Here is a 24063-nt window from a genome sequence, read left to right as displayed (position 1 = left end):
TATCTGTTGCCTCGCTTCTACAAAGATAGAATAACCCTTAATCAAATTCATAAATGGTCGAACTAAAAGAAGTTGAACTGAAGAAAGACAAGTCGGTCTTCGGTCAGATATCAGAGTATAACCATGAGAAAGTAGTTTTCTGCCATGACAAGGAGACTGGACTGAAAGCCATCATCGGTATCCACAACACAGTACTTGGCCCTGCCCTGGGTGGTACCCGTATGTGGTCATATGCTTCTGAAGCTGAAGCGCTTGATGATGTGCTGCGTCTTTCGAGAGGTATGACTTACAAAGCCGCTATCTCTGGCCTGAACCTGGGTGGTGGTAAAGCCGTGATCATCGGCGACGCCAAAAAAGACAAAAACGAGGCCCTGCTTCGTCGTTTCGGCCGTTTCGTTAAGAACCTGAACGGTGCCTATATCACTGCTGAGGACGTGGGGATGACCACAAAAGACATGGAGTACATCCGTATGGAAACGGAACACGTGTCTGGTCTGCCTGAGTCAATGGGCGGTGGCGGTGACCCGTCTCCGGTAACAGCTTATGGTACTTACATGGGTATGAAAGCCGCTGCCAAGAAGGCTTACGGCTCCGACTCACTGAGTGGCAAAAAGATCTCTGTACAGGGTGTTGGTCACGTAGGTGGCTACCTGGTAGAGCTGCTGGCCAAAGAAAATGCTCAGATCTTCATCACCGACATCTACGAAGACCGTCTGCGTGAGATTTCTGCAAAATACAATGCGAAAGTGGTGGGTATGGACGAGATCTACGATCTTGACGTGGACATCTACTCACCATGCGCACTGGGTGGTACGATCAATGACAATACCCTGGGCCGACTGAAGAGCAAGGTAATTGCGGGCTGCGCCAACAACCAGCTGCGCGACGAGGCGGTGCACGGACCTGCGCTGGTAGAGAAAGGCATCGTATACGCACCAGACTTCCTGATCAACGCGGGTGGTCTGATCAACGTGTACTCTGAGCTGCAGGGCTACAACCGTGAGAGCGCCTATGCTCAGACAGAGCGTATCTACGGCTATACCCTGGATATCTTTGAACTGGCTGAGAAGGAAGGCATCTATACCCAGCTGGCTGCCACTAAAATGGCTGAGAAGCGTATCAACAGCATCAGCAAAGTAAGATCTACTTTCTAAGGTTCTTCCATTGAAAAGATGATAAAACAGAAGTGCTGCATTAACCTGTGGCACTTTTGTTTTACACTTACCCTGTTTTTGACGCATCGGCTTACCTTTGCGTATAAGATTACCATAGCAATAACCCGCTATACCTAGTGCTTCGGCATTAATTAAGAGTACTAATACATTTCAACCAACACGTTCTTTAAAATACCATTATGCTCAACCGCAGAACACTTCGAATCAAGGCTATGCAAGCCATCTATGCCTACAAACAGGCCGAAGGTTCGGATTACCAGCTGGCACTTGACCAGATAGCAGACGACTTCGCTCCAGACCTGAACTCGATGGAAGTGCAGGACCGTAAGCTGCTTGAAGGCCGCAAACAGATTGCTCAGCTGCTCTTCAAAGAGTGGCATGAAACCGGCCAGTTTGAAACAGAAGAGACCGACAAGGAAATAATCGACGCGGTAAACAGAGCGGTAGTCTACTACCAGAACACCCTCAAAAAGGACTATAAGCATTACAGCAACCAGATGATGGGCGCTGTGGAGCGCATTTACGACCACTACCTGGGCACATTGCAAATATTGCAACTGCTGAACGAGTTGGTAGAAGATGAAGAAGAAAAGAAAGAGAAGCGCTTCACAGAGGCTAAAGGTCCGGACGTAAAGCGTTTTTTGAATAATCGCGTGGCACAGCGCATCCTCAGCAACAAGTCTTATCAGGAAAACATTATCCGCCGCAACATCAGCTGGGGTTCTGACATCAGCGAAATCCGGTCGGTTTATAAAAATATCCTCAAGCAGGATGAGGTCTTTCTGAACTACCTCGCACTACCTGAACCTACCCTTGAAGAGGACCTGGAGGTGGTGAAACATATTTTCAAAAACATTATTTTTAAAGAAAAAAACTTACAATCTTTGTTTGAAGAGCAGGATTTGAACTGGGTGGAGAATAAATCCATCGTGAAAAGCCTGGTCAACAAGACTGTCAAGATGTTTGGCGAAGAGACCGAAGAGGAGCCCGTGCTACTGGATCTTTCGGCTAACTGGGAAGACGATAAAGCCTTCTTTGAAGAGCTCTACCACCAGACACTGCAGGATGACGAAAAGTACGAGGCCATGATAGCCGAAAGCGTGAAGAACTGGGATGTGGAGCGTGTGGCCCTGCTTGACAAGATCATCCTGAAAATGGCGCTTTGCGAAATGCACATCTTCCGAAGCATACCCGTGAAAGTGACCATCAACGAATACATTGAGATTTCGAAGCTGTACAGCACACCTAAGAGCAAGCAGTTTGTGAACGGTGTACTGGACAAGATGGCGCAGGAACTGACCTCGAAAGGAGATATTCGTAAGTCAGGCCGCGGTTTGATCGACAACAAATAAGGTATAGTGCGTCTTTAAGCCCCGATATACCGTAATAGGGGAAAACGACATACCTAATATATAAGTATAGAGATAATCCTATGAGCAAAACGAGCAATATACTGTTTTTCGTTTCCGGAGCCGCTGTGGGAGCTGCAGCTGGCATCCTGTTTGCCCCTGAAAAAGGGAGAGAGACACGCAGCTGGCTAAGCTACCGCCTTGAAAAGTATCGCGACACCCTTTCAGACCTGCTGGAAGAATTGGTGGAGGATCGTAACCTGGTGCCTACTACTGCCAAGTCAGAAGGACAGCGTGTGATACAGGATGCCAAAGACAAAGCCGAGAAGTTACTGGGCGATGTCGACTCACTTATCAACGAGATTAACAGCAGGAAAGAAATATAAACATGAGAGAGATTACACTGATTCCCGGCGACGGGATTGGACCAGAGATCACAGAAGCCGTTAAAGCCATTTTCAGCGCTGCAAACGTACCTGTAACCTGGGAAGAGGAAAATGCAGGACAGACCACCTTCGACTCGATCGGTGAGCTGATTCCATCTACACTGATTGCTTCGCTTAAGAAGAATAAAGTGGCTTTGAAAGGCCCTATCACAACGCCAGTAGGCAAAGGTTTTAAGAGCATCAACGTGCAGCTGCGCCAGATGTTCGACCTGTACTCCAACGTGCGCCCTGCCAAGACTACACCTGGCGTAAATACCCGCTTCGAGAACGTGAACCTGGTACTGTTCCGCGAGAACACCGAAGGCCTGTACTCTGGGCTGGAGATGTTTGACGAGCGCCTGCAGATCTCTGACTCTGTGGCCCGCCTGACACGTGTGGGTTGCCGTAAGATCATCCGTGCTGCGTTTGAGTATGCCAACAAGCACAACTGCAAAAAGGTAACGGCTGTACACAAGGCCAACATCCTGAAGAGCGCGGGTGCCCTGTTCCTGAGCGAAGCTAGTGAAATTGCAAAAGAATATCCGCACATCCAGTACGACGACAAGATCATCGACAACATGTGTATGCAGCTGGTGATCAAGCCGGAGCAGTTTGACGTGATTGTGACCACAAACCTATTCGGTGATATACTGTCTGACCTGTGCGCGGGCTTGGTAGGTGGCCTGGGCGTAGTATCCGGCGCGAATATCGGCAACGACATGGCTATTTTTGAGGCTGTACACGGATCTGCTCCTGATATTGCAGGCCAGGGTAAGGCAAACCCAACTGCCCTGTTGCGCTCTGCCATCATGATGCTGCATCACATCGACCTGAAAGAAGAGGCAAACCGCATTGAGACGGCCCTTGACGCTACGCTTGCTAACCGCGAGCAGTGCACAGGCGACTTAGGTGGTAATGCCAGCACCATGGAATTTGCACAGCACATCATTTCGAAACTATAATCAACTCAAAAGCTGTTTAACTGATATGAAAAAGAATTTCTTATTTGCCCTAGCACTTGGCGCTGCCATGACAGTGACCAGCTGCGATCAGAACAACACAACAGAAGCAGAGGCAACAGCCGCTGAGACAACTGCTACAGCCGAACAGCCACAGCAGATCGACAACCCGAACGTGGTGCCGACCAGCCAAACGACCAGCACTGAAAATGCAGCTGTTATGACGTTTGAGGAGTCTGAGTACGACTTCGGTACGATCAAGCAGGGAGAGGTGGTAGAGCATACCTTTACATTCACTAACACAGGCAAAACGCCATTGGTGATTGAGAGTGCGTCTGCCTCTTGCGGCTGTACTGCACCTGACTGGACTAAAGATCCTGTAGCTCCGGGTCAGAAGGGTGAAGTGAAAGTGCGTTTCGACAGTAACAACAAGGCTGGCCAGCAGGCCCCTACCGTTACGATCCGTGCCAACACGGAGCCTAACATTGTTCGCATTGCGATGAAAGGCAATGTGGCTACATCAAGCATTCCGACTGCAGGCGCTGACGGCCCTGTAAGACTCAACTAATAATCACTCTTAAACAGAGCGTACAACCTTTTTATGCAAACGATATTCCTCCAAGCCGCACCAGATGGTGGCATGCTGCCACAACTCCTGATGTTCGGCGCTATTATCCTTGTTTTCTATTTTTTCATGATCCGTCCGCAGCAGAAGAAAGCGAAGGACCAGAAAAAATTTCGTGAAGAGCTGACAAAAGGCATGCAGGTCGTGACAATAGGCGGACTGCATGGTCGTTTAACAGCAGTAAACGATGACACCGTAGAGATAGAAGTAGACAAAGGCGTACGCCTGGTGTTTGAAAAATCTGCTATCTCACTGGAAGCCACTGCAAAAGTGAAATAAGGATAAGAAACCTTGTCGTTTGAGAAAGCCCGAAATATCATTTTATGGTTTGTAAGGCCGTTTAAGCCCCAAACAGAGCACTACTGGCGAATTGTAGTGCTCTGTTTTGTGGCGGCCTCTACTTTCTGGCTACTCAATGCCCTCAACAAAAGCTACTCTACCCAAACCACCTACCCGGTGCGTTTTGTATTCAATGATCAGCGCCTGGTACCGATCAACCCGCTGCCTGAGGAGGTAGCAGTTAATGTTACCGGCCGGGGGTGGAAACTCCTCCGCAAAGCACTTCGGGTAGAGGTACAGCCTGCCGAGATCTACATCCGTAACTTGCCCCGCAACAATTATCTGCTTGGCTCTGCCCTGCGTCCCGCTCTGGTGAATGCCATGGATGGTCTGCAGCTTAACTTTGTTGTAACTGATACCCTTTTCTTTAACTTCAATGAGAAGGTGACGCGCCGTATCGCACTGCAGCTCGATCCTACGCAGAAAGTAACAGGTGAACGCCATGCGATGCTGCGCCCTGTTCGCATTGATCCTGACACTATCACCTTCCGAGGGCCGTCTTCCATGGTCGACAGTTTGCCGAGCCCTTTCGTGTTGCGACTGCCTATCACCAATATGACTGAGTCGGCCAAGATCGTCGTGCCCATCGAATATGATAATAAGTCGCTGGTAAAGTCCGATATAACAGAAGCCACAGTGTCAGTCAGGATAAGGCCCCTGCAGCAGCGGGAACTCCAGGTAACCCCAGAGATGGTGAATGTGCCTTTAAATACAGATGTGACCTTACGACCGCAGGTGGTGTTGATTCGTTATCTTGCCCTAGAAGACTCAGGAGCTGTTATCAATTCAGAAGCATTCAAAGCCATTGTAGACTTTTCAAGGTATAACCGGCAGGACTCTACGGTGGTGCCTGAACTGGTGCAGAAGCCCGCCGGAGCCCGCAACATCACGCTCTGGCCTGAGCGCATCAAAGCCGTTTTACAGAAGTAGTTTTTATGCTCAAGATAGGTATAACCGGAGGGATAGGGGTAGGCAAAACAATAGTGTGCCGCCTGTTCCAAGTATTAGGTATACCTGTGTATGACGCTGACACCCGCGCCAAGTGGGTGATGCAACATGATCCTGCGCTAAAGCTTGAATTGCAAGAGGCTTTTGGGAGGGAAACTTATACTTCAGAGGGCCAACTGAACCGCGCTTATCTGGCATCGGTGGTGTTCAATAACCAGGATCGGCTTGAGAAGCTAAATGCCTTAGTGCATCCGCATGTAGGTGCCGACTTTGAGCGCTGGGCTGTGGCGAATGCTGGTGCTCCCTATCTGATCAAGGAAGCCGCGCTGATGTTCGAATCGGAATCGTGGCGGCAGATGGATGAAATCATTGTTGTGACTTCACCGTTGGAGGTGCGTCTCAAGCGCCTGCTCAAACGTGATGCGCACCGCACGGAAGCTGATATAAAGGCAATCATCAGCAAACAGCTAAGCGAAGAAGAGAAAATCGCCCGTGCGCAGCACATTGTCTATAACGATGATCAGCAGTTGATCATTCCGCAGGTGCTCAGCCTGCACCAGCAGTTTTTAGATAAAGTATAAGCAACAATTTGAAGCAATACAGGTATAGGCCAGCCGATAACAGGTGTGGCCTTTTTTGATTTAGCTACTTCGTGCTAAGTGTTTGGCATACCAATACACCAGGATGGGCGTTAAGGTATAGAAGGTGGTTTGATGAGGGATAGGTATAGCCTTGAATATCAAGCTAAACAGAAAAGCATAGACATAAAAAAAGGACAACTTTACAGTTGTCCTTTTGTGGGGCGTACTGGATTCGAACCAGTGACCCCCTGCTTGTAAGGCAGGTGCTCTGAACCAGCTGAGCTAACACCCCGTTTTATCGTTTCGTTGACCTGTTGTCCCCGTTTGATGATGCAAATATGGGGCGTTTTTTTGGAACTGCAAAACATTTGGAAAAAAAATCTTAAAATTTTTTTTCGTGCCCTCGGGCCTATTGTGCACGTGTGAATACTGCAGTACCTTTAGCTTTTGTAAGATGCTTAAAATCTGAACTTTCTCTTGGGACGAAATCGTGTTGTGAAAAAAGTGCTATTTTATATCGCCCTGGCAGCAGTGGCGATTACAGGCATTTCGGCGGGCTTGGTGTATGCGTATCAGGATAAAATAATCGCCTTGTTTGTGGCCGAAGCCAACAAGCACATCACAACAAAGGTAGACGTCGGTAAGATTTCGCTCTCCCTCTTCGATAAGTTTCCACAGGTGGCCGTGGCGCTTGATCAGGTAAACGTGCATGAAGGTATAGCAGAGAGTGACTCGTCGCTGGCTCGGGCCGAGAAACTGTATTTCACCTTCAGTGTGTTTGATATCATCCGGGGTAAATATGATGTGAAGCAGCTATACCTGGAGAACGGCTCTATTCATGTGCGTGTACTGAAAAACGGGCAGGCCAACTACCACATCATTGCAACTGATTCCAGCGACTCTTCCGGCGATTTCGCCTTTAATCTGGAAAAGATCAATCTGAGCCAGGTCGCCGTACGCTATACCGACCTGCAGTTAAATCACTACATTGAAGCCGATGCATCGCAATTGGTTGCAGCTATGGCCATCACAAATGACGAGGTAGCGCTGGAAACGAAAGGTAATGCCACTATAAGCACGATCCGGATAGGAGAGAGTGAGTACTTTAAAGAAAAGGCTGTTGCACTGCACACAGCCCTTACCATTAATCGGGTAGCGCATACTATTGCCTTAAAGCCATCAGTAGTGCAGGTGGAAGGCGCCGCCTACGAAGTCGGCGGACAGATCGCCTATGGCGGTACGACAGAACTGGATTTGCAGCTGCAGGGTAAGGACACTAATATACAGTCGCTGCTCTCGCTGTTGCCCCAGCAGATCACGCGTGAGTATAGCCAGTACCGCAGCGAGGGCGATGTCTTCTTTAAAGGTACCGTGCAAGGCAAAGTGTCAGCCAAGCATAACCCGGAAGTGGCTTTTGAGTTTGGCGCCCGGAACGCATCTTTCTTTCATCCTGACACAAAGCAGAAGATTGAGGGCCTGCACCTGGACGGATACTTTACAAATGGTAGCGGAAAAAGCTCCGCAACATCGTTGCTGGAGCTAAAAAACCTGAAAGGCGTGCTGAATAAGCGGCCTTTTGAGGGGAGTCTGACCTATCGTAACTTTAATAACCCTTACCTGGCCTTCAGTGCCAAAGGTATGTTGGATGTGGGCTATGTAGTCAGTCTGCTGCAGCTCGATGAAGTAAAAAGCGGTAGTGGCCTGGCCGATGTGCGCATCGCCTTTGCAGGTAACCTAAAGGAGTTTAAGGCAAGACCAGGCAACAGCACCCTGAACACAAGCGGAGATATTACGCTGCACAACGTAATGCTGAACCTCAAGGAAATGCCGATGCCACTGAAGAGCCTGAATGGCAACTTCATTTTCAAGAAGAATGATGTGGCGGTATCGGACTTTAGGGGCCAATTGGGAGATTCTGACTTCGTGTTGAATGGTATGTTTCGCAATGTCATGGCCTGGTTGCTGCTTGACAGACAGCGCCTGCTCGTGGAGGCAGATTTCAGTAGCCAGTACCTGGATTTTGACCAACTGCTTAGCGAAGAACTGAATACCCCAGCCGATGCCAGGCAAACCAGTAGCGGCGCCTATAAGTTTAACATTTCACCAGATATCGCCTTCGACCTGAGCGCCACTATCCGGCAGTCGAAGTTCAGGCGCTTCAGAGGAGAGCACATCAAAGGAGAGGTAAAGCTGCGTAACCAGATCGTGTCGAGTCCCAATATCTCGTTCAATGCCATTGGCGGGAACTTTGCCGTGCGCGGCAACCTGGATGCCCGCAACCGTGACCACATCAAGGTGAGCACAGCCACCAAGCTAAGTAATATGAGTGTTGATAGCTTGTTCTATGTTTTCGAGAACTTTGGGCAAAGCTTTATTTCCGATAAGCACCTGCGAGGTAAACTAACGGCCAACATTGTGTCGGACGTGTATTTTGATAGTCAACTAAATGCCAAGACGGACCTGATGCAGGCCGAAATTGCCGCTACCGTGCGCGATGGACAGCTGATTAACTTTGCTCCGATGCAAAAGATGTCGGCATTTGTGAAGCGATCAGAGCTGGCTAATATGAAGTTTGCAGAGCTGAGCAATAACTTCTGGATACAGCAGCGCACCATCTTCATTCCCGAGATGGACATTCGTTCCAACTTGTCAGCAATACCTTCAGTGTCCATCTCGGGAACCCATACCTTTGATCAGGACATGGACTACCGCATCAAGCTGCCGTTGTCCAAGGGGAGCCGCCCTGACCGTGACAGTGTATATGGGGTGGTGGCAGATGATCCGGATGCAGGGAATAGTTCGCTTTTCCTGACCTTACGCGGCAAGGAGAGCGACTTTAAGCTAGCGTATGACAACGAGCGGGTGCGTGAGAAAATCAAAACAGACCTAAAGCAAGAAGGGCAGGAGCTCAAGGACCTGCTGCGCGGCAAAAAGCCGGTGAAGCAGGAAAAGAAAGTGGAGTTGCAGGAAGGAGAGTATTTCGACTTTGACTAAGGCTACAGTAAAGCTGTTATACCCGGTCAGTATTTGTGCGGACTAGGTTAACTTAAATAGAAATAGGTGGGATGTTATAGTAAGTACAAATGCAGTATTGTAAAAATTATATTTTACTTACATCCTTTGTTAATGGTCGTTTACCTTGTTAAAGTGGTTATTTGTTAAAAAAATACTGTTAATTGTATAACCTGACTGGCATTCGGTCGTTAGATAAAACAAAATTACAATAATGATTTGCGTTGATTTTTTGGAGTAGATGTAAAATTACTGTGAGCTCCCTTGGTAAGATCCAATAATGGTGGAGGGGATGCTGCAGTTTGAAAATATAAGGGTGAAAAAAAAGCCGGAGTTTCTCCGGCTTTTTTATTTAAAGATGTGCAAGTATTTCTACTTAGTGCAAATCAGAGGGAGGGAAATGAGCTGTTTCAGGTGCCTGCGGAGTATCCCGCTTTTTTTCCTTGTAAACATGTAATGTCTGCGTAGGGAAAGCAAAGTCAGCACCGTGCTTTTCTACTACTTCCACGATCTTGTAAGCAACTTCTTCTTTGATATTGATGAACTCGTTCCAATCCAGAGCTTCCACAAAGTAGAGCACCATAACGTCTTTAGAGCTCGCTCCAAGGTTCTGAAAGCGGATGCGGCCATCCTGGTTTGTCTGTGGGTGGCTGTCGATGTACTCCTGCAGTTCGCTGGTGATGGCCTTGATCTGAGCTGATGTCGTATAGTAAGTCAGATTCACGTCAAACTGTACTCTGCGAAAAGTGCGCAGGCTCAGGTTGTTGAGCGGTTTGTCGATCATGCTCTTGTTGGGTACGGTCACGAAGGTCTTCTCCAGTGTGCGTATGCGCGTGCTTCGAAAGCCGATTTTTTCAATCACACCTGTTACGCCGCCTACTTCCACCAGGTCGCCTACTACAAAAGGGTGGTCCAGGAAGATTGTGAAAGAGGCGAGCAGGTTTTCCAGGCTCTCTTTAGCAGCGAAGGCAATGGCCAGGCCGCCTACGCCCAAACTGGCTACAATGGCCGCTACGTTCACTCCGAAAACCGAACCCAGCACCACCAGAAAGGCAAATATATAGATGATGACTTTGGTAAAGTCCTTAAAGAACGGCAGGAGCTGATCGTCGAGCTTGGAAGCGGTGCGACTGGCTCTGCGCTGGAATACAAGCCCAAAGAAATCGATGAAGCGTGTAATAACCCAGGTAATGGCTGCAATGATGAAGATTTGATAGATGCGAAATAGGGCTATCTGCAGCATAGGGCCGCCGATGTATTCTATCCCGGATGGAAACTTCAGCACGTTAACAGCCAGAAAAAGAAAGACCAGAAACACCACCATCTCCAGCGGCTGTATAAGAAAGCGCTTCAGACTAGCCTGGCCCTCCTCGTCTGCAAAGCGCTTCACCACCCTGAAAATGATGCCGGTGATCAGCCTCGACAGCAGGGTTTTAAAGATATAACCGATCAGCAGGATAGTGGCGAACCAAAGATAGGCCGCTACTGTGTTACCTAAAAACTCATAGGAAAGATACGCTCTTATATCACCCATACTCATCATGTTTATAGCAGTTGGCTGAGCGCTATTTCAAAAGAGGTTTTGGCGATCTCGGTTTTTGCCTGGTTCTTGGTATGAGTTCTCTCTAATGCCTCCCGTATGACACTGGAAATGTCATGGAAAATGGCATCATCGGTGATTTCCACTTCATTCTCCATCAGGTAAGCAAACACACGTGCCATGCCGCAGTTTGCGATAAAGTCAGGTATAACGGATATGTTGCGATCGGCAAACTCGCCGGTAGGGCCAAAGAAAATCTCCGGATCCTGAAATGGTACGTTGGCGCCGCAGGAGATTACCTCCAGGCCGCTGGCGATCATTTGCTCAAGTTGTCCGCGCGTAACAAGACGCGATGCAGCGGCAGGTATAAAGATCTCAGCAGGAAGAGACCAGATGCGGTTGTTCATCTCCTCAAAAGGGATCAAGTCCTCAGTATAGAGTGCATTGCCCTGCCGGCCCAGGAATAGTTCTCTGATTTCTTCAAGAGTGAACCCTTCTTCATTGATCAGACCACCCGCCCGATCGATAATGCCAACAATTTTAACGCCCTTGCCTGCCAGGTAGAAGGCAGCGGCCGCCCCTACATTGCCCCAGCCCTGTATGATGGCACGCTTACCCTCAAACGAACCACCCCATATGGTATAGTAATGACAAACAGCCTCGGCCACGCCATACCCTGTAATCATATCAGCCACGGTATATTTGCGGGCAGCAGCCGGAGTGTAAGCCGGGTCTTCAATCACTTTGATCACACCTTGACGGAGCTGACCGATCTTGTTTATCTTCTGAGGCTCGGTTGCATTGAAGTGTCCGTTCACAACACCTTCCTGCGGGTGCCACAAACCATAGTCTTCTGTAATTGGAATCACCTCGTGTATCTCGTCTACATTAAGGTCGCCACCTGTTCCGTAATAGCTCTTCAGAAGCGGAATAACGGCCTTGTACCAGCGCTCCAGCACACCTCGCTTGCGCGGGTCGGCCGGGTCGAAGTTGATTCCCGACTTGGCTCCTCCGATAGCAGGACCGGATACGGTGAACTTCACCTCCATGGTTTTGGCTAATGACTCTACCTCGCGCTTGTCCAGACCTTTGCGCATACGGGTGCCACCACCTGCCGCACCACCGCGCAGCGAGTTGATCACAACCCAGCCTTCGGCTTCGGTTTCAGCGTCTTTCCACTCAAATACTATCTCAGGGCGTTTATTCTCAAATTTTTCGAGAAGCTCTTTCATGGGTTTGTTTGTAGTTAAGGGTTTACAGACCGCAAAGGTACAAAAATACATCGGAGCGTATAGACCCGCGAAATCCTAATGCTCCCCAGAGGTTAGGATTGTACTGTGCTGGGAATGTGCGTTGCGACACTAAATTTTTGGTAAAAGGGAGTCAGGTTGTACAATTCACGGAGGGAGTCAATCGGGCAAGGGCCATATAGTAATCTATTAACATTAAGTATTTTATATATCCAATTTTAATTTTTATACGTACATCTACTCAATTCAGCATTCAGGATGTGTCTGACAAGGAGTGTGTTGTGTTATGGGAGCCTTCAGAAGAAAATTTTAAAAATCCTTTGAAGCTACATCAGCCAAATGTCGCTGTTGCCGTATATATCTTAATATGAATTGTATTGTTTAAATGTATGTAGAAACTGTTAGGTATAATTATTAATTATGAAAAGTTTGTTGTCTAGAATTGAATCTAAAAAAATAGATAAGGCGGCCGCCATGCTGAAAGTACTGGCGCACCCGAAAAGACTGGCGATAGTGGACTTGCTAGGCAAGGAAGATAAAATGACTGTTACGGAAATTTATAAGTATCTGGACCTGCCACAAGCTATTGCTTCCCAGCACTTGATTACGCTGAAAGATAAAGGTGTGCTCTCTTCTTTTAAGGTAGGCACCAAGATTTACTATTCCCTTGCCATACCAAAGCTAATCGACGTGATCGATTGCCTGGAAGAATGTTGCATTGATATTTAGTGATTCGCTCTGGTGCTTTGGCACCGAATATTGCATCAGTAGAAAAGCCAAAGGTCTCCGTTCCCTTCGTTTAAAGAAGCTGGCGGGGACCTTTGGCTTTTCTATTGACTAAATAAAACAGACAGTTAACAAAGTTTTGCGGTGAAGCAAATACTCCTGTCTGGGGGCTTATAACAGGATTTTGTCGCCTGATTCTTTTTGCTTTTTAACCTTTACCTTTTTGGTGGCAGGGGCAGGCTTGTCTTTTTTCATAGCCTTCTCAACTTCACGCTTCAGTATCTCGTGACCTTCGTGCGTAGTGGCAGCAGAGAGAGCTACGGCATCAGTTCGACGCACAACACGGGAAGAGGTAGCAACTACATGTGGCTTTGAGGTCGCAATCCATTTGGCATCTGCGTCTGCATAAGCGTCAGCGGGCTTATCAGCTACCATTCTATAGTCCGACTTTTGTATGGGAGCTATACCGTCGTTGGCAATATCACGCTCAGTCAGCATAAACGAATGGCTTGTGCAAGAGCTAAATAGCAGAACAACAGTAATAAAGGATAGGATGGTTGAGATGTTTTTCATTTTTACTGCACTAAGGGGAATGAGTTAAATTTAGTTTGCTGCTGTTCTCTTAGCTTGGATCGGTTTTTTCTGTGGTTTAAGTAAATATCTTATTTGAATATTTATATGTACAAAGATATGTATAAATAATTATATAACGCAAGTGGAAACATAAAAAAAGCTGACTTTTTCGAGTCAGCTTTCTATTAATGATGTTCAACAATGTCAATGTGAGTCTGCGGGTTGCTTTTCCAGATCAAACAAATCGTTAAGCAAGTCAATCAATGTTTCAGCTTCACCACGTTTGCAGGCAGCCTTCAGTTGTAGTACGGGCAGTTTTATCACTTTCTGCATCATCGATTTGGTAATGCTGTCAACCAGCTTCGCTTCCTTCGGGCCGAGCTTTTTCATGTAGCGGGCCATTTCCTCCTGGCGAATCGTCTCGAGCGCATTTTTCAGCTTGTTAATGGTAGGTGATACCATCATCTCTTTCGACCAGTCGTTAAATTGCTCTTTTGACTCCTCTATAATAGCGCGTACCTGTGGCACAGAGTTGATGCGCTGCTGGAGTGCGGCAGATGCTTTATTCTGTATAGTATCGATGTTATAAACCAATACACCTGGCACGGCTTCTACTTCGGCCTCAACACTACGCGGTACAGATAAGTCTATGAAGAACTTGAACGTGAGCACGTTCAGGCGCTGGATCATTTCTTTAGTGAAGAAAGGCGTTTCGCGGGCTACGGAAGAGATAATCACATCTGCTTCTTTCAAGCCTTGTACGATATCTTCAAATGGGAGCACAGCCATCCCGCATTCGTCGGCTAAAGTCTGTGCCTTAGCCATCGTGCGGTTCGTGATGGTGACATGCTGGTAACCTTTGTCTTTGAGGTGACGACACACATCAGCACCGATCTCGCCCACACCAACTACCAGTATCTTTGGCTCAGCCACTACATCGGCAGTCAGCTCCTCGATCAGCTCAATAGCGGCATAAGAAGTGGAGGCGGCACCGTCGCGGAAGGCAGTCTCCTGCACTACACGCTTGTTGGTAAAGAAAATGGTGTGCATCAGACGGTGCAGGAACGGGCCGGCAGTCTCGTTGTCGGCTGCCCACTGATACGACTGCTTCACCTGATTCGTGATCTGCATGTCGCCTACCACCTGCGACTCCAGGCCCATACTCACCTCAAATAAATGCTGTACTGCATCGTTGTGCTCGTTGAGGATGGTAAAATAGTCGAAGTATTGGGAGATGTTGTCGATGCCTTTCGTGATGCCGAGCAGCTTTACGATTTCAGTGCTATAGTCCACATCGGAGTTATAGTACACTTCGGTGCGGTTGCAGGTAGAGAGCACCAGAATATCAGAAGCCTGAATAAAGCTCTTCAGCGTCTGAATAAATTGCCTGCATGAGTTCTCATCTAAGGCAATCAACTCCCTGATATCCAGCGGTGCTTTCTTATATGACAGGCTGATTGCTTTAAAGTTCTGAAGCATAACTTACGTTCGGAATACTAAAGTGCAAAATTACTGTATTGATGATTAAAATGAAACTTCCTTGCCCTTATTAATTAATTTATACTAATTTCAGATAATTTTCGCGCCACTGCATGATTCCCATTTACGCCCAGAAAAACAGAATAAAGTTTCTTGTCGTTATCGTCGCGCTCATTATTGGGGCGGTTACCATTACGTACACTAACGTGTTAGTGAGCAAATTGTCTGAAAGAGAGCAAGAATTGGTGCAGCTTTATGCCAAGGGCCTGCGCTACATGATTAATGCTCCCAGCGATGATAACATCGTTTTTATTGAAGAAGAGATTCTATCCTCTAACCATACCATACCTGTTATCCTAACGGACGAGAACGAAAATATTCTCGATTTTAAGAACATTGATCTTCCCGAAAACATTTCAGAGAACCGCAAAAATGAGTTGTTGCAGCGCGAAATTGCACGCATGAAGGCGCAGCACGCTCCGATCATAGTGCCTTGGGCAGAGGGTTCTGAAAATTATGTATTCTATAAAGACTCGGCCCTGCTATCGCAGTTACGCTACTATCCTTATGTGCAGTTGATGGTCATTGCCTGTTTTGCCCTGATGGCTTATTTTGCTTTCAGCTACTCCCGTAAGGCGGAGCAGAACAGAGTATGGGTCGGTTTGGCTAAAGAAACTGCTCACCAATTGGGTACGCCGCTCTCGTCGCTGATGGCCTGGTACGAGTACATGAAGGCGAGCCCGAAGTTCGAAAACGAGCCCATCACGGCCGAGCTTTGGAAGGATATTCGCCGCCTGGAGATTATAACGGAACGTTTCTCTAATATTGGGTCGGTGCCGTTGTTACGTGACGAGAACGTTCTGCAGGTGACAGAGAATGCCATCAATTACCTGCAGAACCGCATCTCAAGTAAAGTCGAATTCAGCGTTACCTCTAATTTTGCTCCAGATATTACAGCCAAGATAAACGTGCCGCTCTTTGATTGGGTGATCGAAAACATCTGCAAAAATGCTGTTGATGCGATGGAGGGCCGCGGCAGTATCAGACTTCAGCTCTCGCTACTCGGCAAAAGCCAGGTTGCACTCGATATAAGTGATACAGGCAAAGGCATACCAAAGAGTAAAATGGACTCGGTCTTCCTTCCTGGCTTTACCACCAAGAAGAGGGGTTGGGGACTGGGATTGGCATTAGCCAAGCGCATCATCGACAACTACCATGCAGGCAAACTCTACGTCAAGTCCTCTGAGATCGGAAAAGGCACCACCTTCCGGATCGTGCTGAACAGATGATTGGAGTTTAGGAGTTGATGAGTTTAAGAGTTGGGATTTTAAAAATTGAAATGCAGCGACGTTTCGCTAAAACGTCATTGGCAGGTATAGTCGTAGGGACGGGTTGCGACCTGTCCGCTTATTTGCAGGTGTATAGCCCATTACAGAATAGTATCATCAAATCAAGAAAGTATTTGTTCGTGAAGCAATGGTAACGGTAGTCAGGTATAGCGATAGGTGTAAGCTGGAATGGGACGCTTTCATCAAGGCTTCCAAAAACGGTACGTTCCTGTTCCTGCGCGATTACATGGAGTATCACGCCGATCGCTTCGAGGATCACTCCCTACTGTTCTATCTCAAAGAAAAACTGGTGGCTGTACTACCAGCTAATGCCATGAACAATGAACTGCATTCTCACGCAGGATTAAGTTACGGTGGAGTGGTAAGTGGCCATAAGATGAAGGTCTCAGTGATGTTGCAGGTTTTTGAAGCCCTGGCCATGTATAGTCGTGAACAGCATTTCAAGTCACTTTATTATAAGGCTACACCACACATCTACCACCAAGTGCCAGCCGAGGAGGATCTGTATGCCCTTTTTAGGTATGGCGCTGTTCTGTATCGTAGGGATGTAAACTCGGTGATTGACTTAGGGCAGCCTGTCAGGTACAGCAAAGACCGGCGTTGGCGCCTGTCGCAGTGCAAAAGCCATAAATGGGAGGTGAGGCACTCAGAAGATTATGCGGATTTTATGCAGTTGGTAGCTACACAGCTTGAAAGCAGGCATAAGTTGAAACCTGTGCATACAGCGGCTGAGGTAGAGAAACTAGCACAATTTTTCCCTAAGAACATTAGCCTTTACATCACAAAGCAGGAGAGTGAACTCCTGGCCGGAGCTCTGGTATATGAAACTGCTGCCGTGGCCCACTGCCAATACATTGGTGCAAGTGAACGAGCTCAGGAACAAGGCGCTGCTCACGTGCTGGTTGACCACCTGATAAATGAGGTATACCCGCACAAAAAGTATTTCAGTTTCGGTATCTCTACAGAGCAGCAGGGGCTATACCTGAACGAGGGTTTGGCGAGTTACAAAGAAAGTTACGGCGCCCGCACTGTGGTGCATGATTTTTACCGATTGGACTTCTAATCTTAGAAGCGCCAGGTTTTCTTAAAATTACTCTAAATCGAGCTGTCTGCCTTCAGCCTTGGCCTGCTCGTCCAGCTTAGTGCCTATCCCTATACCAATGCCCATTCCAATTGGCATGCCCAGTCCCAGGAAAGCAAAGTTTTTCAGCATCAAGGCAAACACGACACCAAAAGGGAGTCCTAGCGCTGTCATACCAAGGGCCATCCATAACTTTTGATGGTGCTTTTGAGGCACCAGTTTCAATTGCTTTTCTACAAGCTTAAGGATAGAGCTTCGGGTTGCCTTCAAACTTGTGGTATACTGTGCCACTGGAATACCTTGGCTGCTAAGCGGTTCTAGCTGTTGCGTAATGGCAGTAGCTATACCTTCAGGTATCTCTTTGCTGTTTAGGGCATCTATCAACCTTTGCATGTCATCAAACTCCCTTGTCAGTTTCTCAGACTGCACTACATCCGTTCTTGGTTGCAATTTTGGAATCATGGGCTCTCTATTTTTTAGACTCAAACAGGAACCTCCGCTGGTATGGGCTCATACTCGTTTTTCTTGCCAAACAGTTTGATAATACCCCAAAGTATAACGGCTCCTATGATATACACCAGGAACCAGTGCACGCCCCAGCTGGAGAGCGAGGTGCACACCAGGTTAGCCACCAGTGCCACCGTAACGGCATAAGGCAACTGGGTTTTTACGTGGTCGATGTGGTTGCAGCCAGAGGCAAGTGAGCTTAGAATGGTGGTGTCCGAGATAGGAGAGCAATGGTCACCGAATACGGCACCAGCCAGCACCACCGAAATCACATTGTACATGATCGGCATGGTTTCCTCGACACTCATGCCATGCTGCTGGCTTACATACCAGGCGGCAGGCAGCATCAGCGGGTACAGGATGGCCATGGTGCCCCAGCTCGATCCGGTTGAAAATGCAATGATGGCGGCCAGGAAGAAGGTGATCTCAGGCAGCCAACGCGGCGAAACATTGCCTGAGAAGAGTGAGGTTAGGTATTCGGCGGTGTAAAGCTCCTTTGTAACCTGCGCTAGCGACCAGGCTAGTACCAGTATGAGCATAGCCGGCAGCATCGTCTTAAAGCCCGTCACCAGCGACTCCATAGTTTCATACAGACTCATGATGCGCTGGCTCACTGTAAGCGCTATCGCAACGACTACTCCCGAAAGTGAGGCCCAGATCAGTGCTGTATATGAGTTGGAGTCGCCAATGGTCATGGAGAGCTTGCGGAAGAAACCGATGCTTTGGTCAGCCCAGGTATCGGGGTTGTAGCCGGTATAAAGGAGGCCAATCACGGTACCGAAAATAACTACCAGTACAGGAATAAGGGCATTGAAGGCGCGGCTACGCTCAGGGTCGATGGCTTCGAACTCGGCCATTTCCTGCTGCTGGCGGGCTTCGCTACGGCTGTCAGGACGATGGTTGCTCACGGCTCCTGTGGTGCGGGCACGCTCTTCAGCTTTGTGCATCAAACCATAGTCGCGGTTCATCCAGATCAGCATCAGCATAAACACTAGCGTAAGCACCGGATAGTAGGCGTACTCCAGCGAGTGGAAGAACAGCGAGTAGGCGCCCTCTTCTATACCTAAAGTGGTAGCGGCATCTTTGATATAACCGAGCTCAGCCCCAACCCAGGTTGTTACGAAAGCGATAGCAGCCACAGGGGCCGCAGTGCTATCCACAATGTAGGCTAGCTTTTCGCGGGAGATGCGGTGCTTGTCTGTAACCGGACGCATGGTGTTGCCGACAATCAGGGTGTTGGCGTAGTCATCGAAAAAAATGGCAATGCCTAATACCCAGGTTACCAGCTGTGAACTCCGAGCTGAGCGTGCGTAGAGTGAGAGTTTGTTCACGACTCCCGCCATCCCTCCGTTTTTGGAGATAATAGCTACCATGCCACCGATCAGCATCGAGAACAGGATCACGGCAATGTGGTCCGTATCGGTCATGGCGCTGACCAGATAGGTATCGGCTACAGCGAGCAGACCCGTGAAAAAAGCCTTTACGGACATGCCGTAGATCACAAAGCCACCCACCCATATACCTGCAAAAAGAGCTAGTAGCACCTCTCTGAAAATAAGGGCCAGGATGATAGCAATGAGTGGTGGCAGAATAGAGAGCCACATCGGAAAGCGGCGCACCCCGTGCTCGGCTTCGGCATCGAGGCGGTAAAGGCGGGCGATGGTGTGAGTGCCTACATTGGCACTTACCTGTATCAGATTGGCCTTTTGGGGCAGTGAGAAGCGGGCCTCACCTTCGGTGAAGCTGATTTCCTGCAGGTTGCCGTTGATGCGCACAGGCAGCGGGCCGCTATACTTGACCAGGTTGCCCGCCTCGTTGGTGGTGCGCAGGGTAAAAGCTGTATCGTTGACGGCCTGCAGTCTGAATTCTTCTATGGCTAACTCTGTGCTGTCTTCCTGCGCCATCGTCTGAAAGGAGAGAAGCATCAGCAGCGCAAGACTCAAAAGGGTCTGTAATAACCTCATGTGGTTGTAGGGTCGGTTCTTGTAAACCCTTAAGTAAGTAAATTATTGAGAGATTAGAAAATTCTGATATTAGCGGAAGGCGGCTTTAGAAAAGAAAACAGCCCATGCGCCGGTGGCACAGGGGCTGTCAGTATCAGGTATGGCGTAGATTTACCGCGCTCTGTTCACAATAAACACGCCTGCCAGGATCACCACCATGCCAAGGTAGTGCCATAAGTGAATCACCTCACCATCGAGAACGCCCCACATGAGCGCCACTACAGGTATAAGATAAGTAGTAGAACTGGCAAACAGCGTAGTGGAAATATGGATCAGCTTGTTGAAGAGTACCAGAGCGATGGCGGTGCTGAAAACAGCCAGTATGGCAATGTACATGAGCGCTTCCCAGGCACCTGGCACATGCTGCAGCTTGTAGAAAAAATCAGTGGTGAGCAGGTATACCAGCGCAACCGGGCCTACCGTAAGCAAGGCCAGGCTGGAAATGGCAACAGCCTTCATACCGTGCAGACGGTGCTTGATGATGTTGGCGCTGATGCCATAGAAGATGGTGGCTAGCACGATGTACAGGCCATAGTACATGTTGTTGAGCTCAGCGTTGCCATTGCCTGTGAAGATCAGGATGGTCGTGCCCGCAATACCGATCACGATGCCAAGCATACGCATCCAGGTGATGGACTGGCCAAACAGTGCAGCGCCTACGAGCAAAGTGAACAGCGCAGTAAGTGAGTTCAGCACACCGGCTAGCCCGCTGGCCAGGCGCGTTTCGGCAATCGCAAATAGAAAGGCAGGGAAGAAGTTGCCCAGCAGACCGCTGCCAAGCAAAAATTTCCAGCGGCTTGGCTCTACTTTGCGCAGGTTCTTAATGGCAAAGGGCAGCAGGGCGGCGCAGGCAATGACCATGCGCAGTGCTCCCAGTTCGTCGGAAGAGTAAACGACCAGTCCCTTCTTGATAAGTATAAACGATGTGCCCCAGATAAGTGCAAGTATAACAACCAGTACCCAGGCAATAACCGGTGTACCTGTTTGCTCTTGTTTGGGCGTAGTAACAGTTCTGATGAGTTCGAGAATTTAAAAGTTTATGAGTTTGAGAGATCCATCGCTTTCAAACCATTTGCAAAGATAAAGGAGTTAATGTCTCAGCATGCATGCCGGACACCAACTCCTTTAATTTTATCTGAAGCGTTATTTCCTAAACGCTCTGAGTCCTATACTTCCTCATACGCCATCGTCTGGGTTATCTCGTCCAGCGTATCGTAGATTTCCTGGATGTCTTCGGACTGCACCAGTTTCATGCGCAGTGGCTTGAAGTGGGGCAGGCCGCGGAAGTAATTGGTGTAGTGGCGGCGCATCTCGAAAATGCCCAGCTTGTCACCTTTCCACTCCAGCGAGTGCGTAAAGTGCTGGCGGCATACTTCCACGCGCTCTTCCAGTGTAGGCGGTGCTAGTACTTCGCCGGTGGCCATGTAGTGTTTGATCTCGTTGAAGATCCATGGGTGACCGATGCTGGCGCGACCGATCATGATGCCGTCTACGCCATACCTGTTTTTGTACTCAAGCGCCTTCTGCGGAGAGTCGATGTCACCGTTTCCGAAGATCGGGATGTGCATGCGCGGGTTGTTCTTCACCTCCGCGATCAGGCTCCAGTCAGCTTCGCCTTTGTACATCTGCACGCGGGTACGGCCGTGTATACTCAGGGCTTTTATACCGATATCCTGAAGCCTTTCAGCAGTCTCTACAATGTATTTTGTATTCTCGTCCCAGCCCAGGCGCGTCTTCACTGTCACAGGCAGGTGCGTGGCTTTCACAATCTCCTCGGTCATCTTCACCATTTTGGGCACGTCGCGCAGCAGTGCGGCGCCCGCACCCTTACAGGCCACGTTCTTTACAGGGCAACCGTAATTAATGTCAATCAGGTCAGGACCGGCCTGTGACGACACGATGGCGGCTTCGCGCATGGAGTCTATGTCAGAGCCGAATATCTGAATACCAATCGGGCGCTCGTAGTCAAAAATGTCAAGTTTTTGCACACTTTTGGCGGCATCACGTATCAAACCCTCAGAAGAGATGAACTCGGTATACATTAGGTCTGCACCGTTGGCCTTGCACACTTTTCGGAAAGGCGGATCGCTCACGTCTTCCATCGGCGCCAGCAGCAGCGGAAACTCGCCCAGTTCTATGTTCGCTATCTTTACCAAAGCAAAAGTTAAATTTTCACGTAAATTTACGTCAATTAAACCTAATCTTCTCTATGAAAGGTTTCATCTCCGAAGACCGACACCCACTTTTAGTTCTGCTACTGTTGCTGGCGTTCATGCTGGGCGGCTATTTTGTGGCCAGTTTCCTATACCTGGTGCTGGTAAATGCGGTGCTCGGAATAGAGGTGATGGACCTGACTAATTTGCTGGCTAATCCGACGGAACACCCGGAAGCAGCCGACGCACTTTTGCTCTTTCAAGGCCTGGTACAGTTCTGCTCTTTCGTACTCGGGCCACTCTTGATGCTGCGCCTGGCGGGTGTGAACATCGACCACTACCTGAACTGGAAAAAACTGCCTCTGCCAACGATACTGCTTTTAGCGGGCTTTCTGGTTGTTTTTATCATGCCAGCCAACTCGCTGATTATCAATTGGAATGCCGAGCTCTCCCTGCCTGACTTCATGAAGGGATTTGAGGAGTGGGCCCGTGCCAAAGAAGATGAACTGGCCGAGCTTACGAAACTGATTGCCAACTTCGGAACCTTCCCGCGCCTGCTGATGGGTCTGCTCGTGATTGCGGTTATACCTGCCATCGGCGAAGAGCTGGTGTTCAGAGGCATCCTGCAGCGACAGGTGCACCGCTGGTCCGGCAACGCACATGTGGCGGTGTGGGTAGCAGCGATCATTTTCTCGGCTATACATGTGCAGTTCTTCGGCTTTGTGCCGCGTGTGTTGCTGGGAGCCTTATTCGGTTACCTATACCTATGGTCGGGCAACATCTGGGTGCCAATTGTGGCGCACTTCTTCAACAACGGCTTCACCGTATTTTTGCTATACCTGCAGCAGACGGGCGCTATCGATTTTAATGTAGAGTCGACGGAGCCGATGCCAATCATGACCATTTTGATATCGGCGGTGCTGAGTGCAGCCTTAATCTATTACCTTTACAAGCAGTTTATGCTGACGCCCACTCGCCCCGAAAGTATAGCCGAGGCGGCCGATGAGCGCCGGAACCAATAATTCAAGACGAACCACCCGGCTGATGCTGCCGGTAACCTGTAACGCATGAGCACCAAGCTATCTGCCCTTAGTAATTTACAGCAACGCCTGATTGTAGGAGTATTAGGGGCGGCACTCTTTATCGGAGGTATAATTTTCAGCGAGTGGACCTTTTTCATCCTGTTTCTGGGGCTCACCGTGCTGGGCACATTAGAGTTTTATAAACTGTCAGAGGTAGCTGGCATCAAACCCAACAAGGTATATGGCACGCTGATGGCGGCCGGAGTTTTCATCGCTGTATTTCTGATAGACAAAGAATATATGCCAGCCGAGTTGCTATACCTGCTGCTACCCGCCCTGTTCCTGATATTTGTGCTGGAACTGTACCGCAAAGAGCCGCAGCCGTTCACCAACATTTCTTTTACCATACTGGGCGTACTCTACATCGCCGTACCATTTTCGCTGTTACAGTTGTTGGGTTATCTGGAGGGTGAATACCGCTGGCAGCCTATCCTGGGGCTTATGCTGCTGATCTGGTCATCTGACACAGGCGCTTACATCGCCGGCAAAAACTTTGGCAGGAACAAGCTCTTCGAGCGCATTTCTCCGGGCAAAACCTGGGAAGGCTGGGCTGGCGGTGCTATATTGACTGTACTGGTTGGTTGGCTGCTGTCCATGTTTTTTCATGATTTGGAACTATACCAGTGGATAGGCGTAGCTATTATAGTATCGGTTTTTGGCGTCTTGGGCGATTTAGTGGAGTCACTGCTCAAGCGCAGCCTGGGCGTGAAAGATTCGGGTACGCTGTTGCCTGGCCACGGAGGCATTCTGGATCGCTTCGACAGCCTGATCCTGGCCGTTCCATTCATCGTCTCATTCCTCAAAACTTTCTAAATTATTGTTGATTAAGGTGTAGGTATGTGTAAATAATATTTACATAACTTTACCGCCATAATTGTTAATCACTGATTAATTCAAAAGCTTAAAA

The 24063-nt window shown here is 48.7% G+C and carries 22 protein-coding genes and 1 tRNA gene; 14 read left to right on the top strand and 9 right to left on the bottom strand.

Annotated elements, in window-relative coordinates; genetic code table 11:
* Positions 1–53: 53 nt before the first annotated feature.
* The 8 genes from BW972_RS04455 to coaE all read left to right on the top strand — a co-directional run bounded on the left by BW972_RS04455 (position 54) and on the right by coaE (position 6401).
* Positions 54–1154 (top strand): Glu/Leu/Phe/Val family dehydrogenase, encoded by a 1101-nt coding sequence (locus BW972_RS04455; RefSeq protein ID WP_076421275.1) that lies wholly within the window; start codon positions 54–56, stop codon positions 1152–1154.
* 200 nt (positions 1155–1354) lie between these two features.
* Entirely contained in the window at positions 1355–2527 is a 1173-nt protein-coding gene (gene nusB / locus BW972_RS04450; protein ID WP_076421274.1) for a transcription antitermination factor NusB, read from the top strand.
* Between the two features lie 80 nt (positions 2528–2607).
* Positions 2608–2910, top strand: a complete 303-nt coding sequence (locus BW972_RS04445) for a YtxH domain-containing protein (protein ID WP_007655029.1) — start codon at positions 2608–2610, stop codon at positions 2908–2910.
* Between the two features lie 2 nt (positions 2911–2912).
* Positions 2913–3911: an isocitrate/isopropylmalate dehydrogenase family protein gene (locus BW972_RS04440; RefSeq protein WP_007655027.1), complete on the top strand. Its 999-nt coding sequence runs from the start codon at positions 2913–2915 to the stop codon at positions 3909–3911.
* A 25-nt stretch (positions 3912–3936) separates the two neighbouring features.
* Positions 3937–4476 carry a DUF1573 domain-containing protein gene (locus BW972_RS04435; RefSeq protein ID WP_007655025.1) on the top strand — a complete coding sequence of 180 codons (540 nt, stop codon included), beginning with the start codon at positions 3937–3939 and terminating at the stop codon, positions 4474–4476.
* Between the two features lie 33 nt (positions 4477–4509).
* Positions 4510–4812, top strand: coding sequence for a preprotein translocase subunit YajC (gene yajC, locus BW972_RS04430; RefSeq protein WP_007655023.1), 303 nt, complete (start codon positions 4510–4512; stop codon positions 4810–4812).
* Between the two features lie 12 nt (positions 4813–4824).
* Entirely contained in the window at positions 4825–5802 is a 978-nt protein-coding gene (locus tag BW972_RS04425) for a YbbR-like domain-containing protein (protein ID WP_076421273.1), read from the top strand.
* 5 nt (positions 5803–5807) lie between these two features.
* A complete protein-coding gene (gene coaE, locus BW972_RS04420) occupies positions 5808–6401 on the top strand; it encodes a dephospho-CoA kinase (RefSeq protein ID WP_076421272.1) in 594 nt (197 codons plus the stop codon).
* Positions 6402–6618: 217 nt separating this feature from the next.
* On the opposite strand, the gene BW972_RS04415 is transcribed toward coaE, so the two are convergent.
* Positions 6619–6693, bottom strand: a tRNA-Val gene (locus tag BW972_RS04415).
* A gap of 203 nt (positions 6694–6896) precedes the next feature.
* On the opposite strand from BW972_RS04415, the gene BW972_RS04410 reads away from it, so the two are divergent.
* Positions 6897–9395 (top strand): AsmA-like C-terminal region-containing protein, encoded by a 2499-nt coding sequence (locus BW972_RS04410; RefSeq protein ID WP_076421271.1) that lies wholly within the window; start codon positions 6897–6899, stop codon positions 9393–9395.
* 394 nt (positions 9396–9789) lie between these two features.
* On the opposite strand, the gene BW972_RS04405 is transcribed toward BW972_RS04410, so the two are convergent.
* Complete coding sequence (locus BW972_RS04405) at positions 9790–10947, bottom strand: mechanosensitive ion channel family protein (protein ID WP_159439844.1); 1158 nt, start codon at positions 10945–10947, stop codon at positions 9790–9792.
* Between the two features lie 11 nt (positions 10948–10958).
* Complete coding sequence (locus tag BW972_RS04400) at positions 10959–12185, bottom strand: Glu/Leu/Phe/Val dehydrogenase dimerization domain-containing protein (protein WP_076421269.1); 1227 nt, start codon at positions 12183–12185, stop codon at positions 10959–10961.
* Between the two features lie 492 nt (positions 12186–12677).
* Here BW972_RS04400 and BW972_RS04395 point away from each other — a divergent pair, with 492 nt between their 5' ends.
* Positions 12678–12932, top strand: coding sequence for an ArsR/SmtB family transcription factor (locus tag BW972_RS04395; RefSeq protein WP_234986295.1), 255 nt, complete (start codon positions 12678–12680; stop codon positions 12930–12932).
* 168 nt (positions 12933–13100) lie between these two features.
* Here the strand turns inward: BW972_RS04395 and BW972_RS04390 are convergent, their stop codons facing one another.
* Together BW972_RS04390 and hemA are read right to left on the bottom strand one after the other, a co-directional pair.
* Entirely contained in the window at positions 13101–13427 is a 327-nt protein-coding gene (locus tag BW972_RS04390) for a hypothetical protein (RefSeq protein WP_076421267.1), read from the bottom strand.
* Between the two features lie 279 nt (positions 13428–13706).
* Complete coding sequence (gene hemA, locus BW972_RS04385) at positions 13707–14981, bottom strand: glutamyl-tRNA reductase (protein WP_076421266.1); 1275 nt, start codon at positions 14979–14981, stop codon at positions 13707–13709.
* A gap of 113 nt (positions 14982–15094) precedes the next feature.
* On the opposite strand from hemA, the gene BW972_RS04380 reads away from it, so the two are divergent.
* Together BW972_RS04380 and BW972_RS04375 are read left to right on the top strand one after the other, a co-directional pair.
* The gene (locus tag BW972_RS04380; RefSeq protein WP_076421265.1) at positions 15095–16270 is read left to right on the top strand and encodes an ATP-binding protein; all 1176 of its coding nucleotides are present in this window, start codon (positions 15095–15097) and stop codon (positions 16268–16270) included.
* Between the two features lie 187 nt (positions 16271–16457).
* Entirely contained in the window at positions 16458–17393 is a 936-nt protein-coding gene (locus tag BW972_RS04375; RefSeq protein WP_076421264.1) for a GNAT family N-acetyltransferase, read from the top strand.
* A gap of 27 nt (positions 17394–17420) precedes the next feature.
* Here BW972_RS04375 and BW972_RS04370 read toward each other — a convergent pair whose 3' ends face one another.
* From BW972_RS04370 to dusB, 4 genes are all read right to left on the bottom strand, one after another.
* Positions 17421–17873 carry a hypothetical protein gene (locus tag BW972_RS04370; RefSeq protein WP_076421263.1) on the bottom strand — a complete coding sequence of 151 codons (453 nt, stop codon included), beginning with the start codon at positions 17871–17873 and terminating at the stop codon, positions 17421–17423.
* Between the two features lie 20 nt (positions 17874–17893).
* Positions 17894–19882: a Na+/H+ antiporter NhaC family protein gene (locus BW972_RS04365; RefSeq protein WP_234986294.1), complete on the bottom strand. Its 1989-nt coding sequence runs from the start codon at positions 19880–19882 to the stop codon at positions 17894–17896.
* A gap of 150 nt (positions 19883–20032) precedes the next feature.
* Positions 20033–20869, bottom strand: coding sequence for a DMT family transporter (locus tag BW972_RS04360; protein ID WP_449421173.1), 837 nt, complete (start codon positions 20867–20869; stop codon positions 20033–20035).
* A gap of 218 nt (positions 20870–21087) precedes the next feature.
* The gene (dusB, locus tag BW972_RS04355) at positions 21088–22077 is read right to left on the bottom strand and encodes a tRNA dihydrouridine synthase DusB (RefSeq protein ID WP_076421261.1); all 990 of its coding nucleotides are present in this window, start codon (positions 22075–22077) and stop codon (positions 21088–21090) included.
* 53 nt (positions 22078–22130) lie between these two features.
* On the opposite strand from dusB, the gene BW972_RS04350 reads away from it, so the two are divergent.
* A complete protein-coding gene (locus BW972_RS04350) occupies positions 22131–23096 on the top strand; it encodes a CPBP family intramembrane glutamic endopeptidase (RefSeq protein WP_007659500.1) in 966 nt (321 codons plus the stop codon).
* A gap of 45 nt (positions 23097–23141) precedes the next feature.
* Positions 23142–23969: a phosphatidate cytidylyltransferase gene (locus BW972_RS04345; protein ID WP_076421260.1), complete on the top strand. Its 828-nt coding sequence runs from the start codon at positions 23142–23144 to the stop codon at positions 23967–23969.
* The last annotated feature ends 94 nt before the right edge of the window (positions 23970–24063 follow it).

Origin of the sequence: Pontibacter lucknowensis, assembly GCF_900156415.1 — a bacterium.
Lineage (GTDB): Bacteria > Bacteroidota > Bacteroidia > Cytophagales > Hymenobacteraceae > Pontibacter > Pontibacter lucknowensis.
Note: the sequence above shows the minus strand (reverse complement) of the source record. Positions and strands in the feature narration are given on the sequence as shown.

Bases quoted from the DNA above. Each gene is read 5' to 3' on its own strand.
- BW972_RS04395 (WP_234986295.1), top strand. From the start codon at position 12,678: ATGCTGAAAGTACTGGCGCACCCGAAAAGACTGGCGATAGTGGACTTG.
- BW972_RS04390 (WP_076421267.1), bottom strand. From the start codon at position 13,427: ATGCTGACTGAGCGTGATATTGCCAACGACGGTATAGCTCCCATACAA.
- coaE (WP_076421272.1), top strand. From the start codon at position 5,808: ATGCTCAAGATAGGTATAACCGGAGGGATAGGGGTAGGCAAAACAATA.
- BW972_RS04375 (WP_076421264.1), top strand. From the start codon at position 16,458: ATGGTAACGGTAGTCAGGTATAGCGATAGGTGTAAGCTGGAATGGGAC.
- BW972_RS04455 (WP_076421275.1), top strand. From the start codon at position 54: ATGGTCGAACTAAAAGAAGTTGAACTGAAGAAAGACAAGTCGGTCTTC.
- BW972_RS04440 (WP_007655027.1), top strand. From the start codon at position 2,913: ATGAGAGAGATTACACTGATTCCCGGCGACGGGATTGGACCAGAGATC.
- BW972_RS04435 (WP_007655025.1), top strand. From the start codon at position 3,937: ATGAAAAAGAATTTCTTATTTGCCCTAGCACTTGGCGCTGCCATGACA.
- BW972_RS04365 (WP_234986294.1), bottom strand. From the start codon at position 19,882: ATGAGGTTATTACAGACCCTTTTGAGTCTTGCGCTGCTGATGCTTCTC.
- BW972_RS04400 (WP_076421269.1), bottom strand. From the start codon at position 12,185: ATGAAAGAGCTTCTCGAAAAATTTGAGAATAAACGCCCTGAGATAGTA.
- BW972_RS04445 (WP_007655029.1), top strand. From the start codon at position 2,608: ATGAGCAAAACGAGCAATATACTGTTTTTCGTTTCCGGAGCCGCTGTG.
- BW972_RS04350 (WP_007659500.1), top strand. From the start codon at position 22,131: ATGAAAGGTTTCATCTCCGAAGACCGACACCCACTTTTAGTTCTGCTA.
- nusB (WP_076421274.1), top strand. From the start codon at position 1,355: ATGCTCAACCGCAGAACACTTCGAATCAAGGCTATGCAAGCCATCTAT.
- BW972_RS04380 (WP_076421265.1), top strand. From the start codon at position 15,095: ATGATTCCCATTTACGCCCAGAAAAACAGAATAAAGTTTCTTGTCGTT.
- BW972_RS04405 (WP_159439844.1), bottom strand. From the start codon at position 10,947: ATGGGTGATATAAGAGCGTATCTTTCCTATGAGTTTTTAGGTAACACA.
- BW972_RS04370 (WP_076421263.1), bottom strand. From the start codon at position 17,873: ATGATTCCAAAATTGCAACCAAGAACGGATGTAGTGCAGTCTGAGAAA.
- hemA (WP_076421266.1), bottom strand. From the start codon at position 14,981: ATGCTTCAGAACTTTAAAGCAATCAGCCTGTCATATAAGAAAGCACCG.
- yajC (WP_007655023.1), top strand. From the start codon at position 4,510: ATGCAAACGATATTCCTCCAAGCCGCACCAGATGGTGGCATGCTGCCA.
- BW972_RS04345 (WP_076421260.1), top strand. From the start codon at position 23,142: ATGAGCACCAAGCTATCTGCCCTTAGTAATTTACAGCAACGCCTGATT.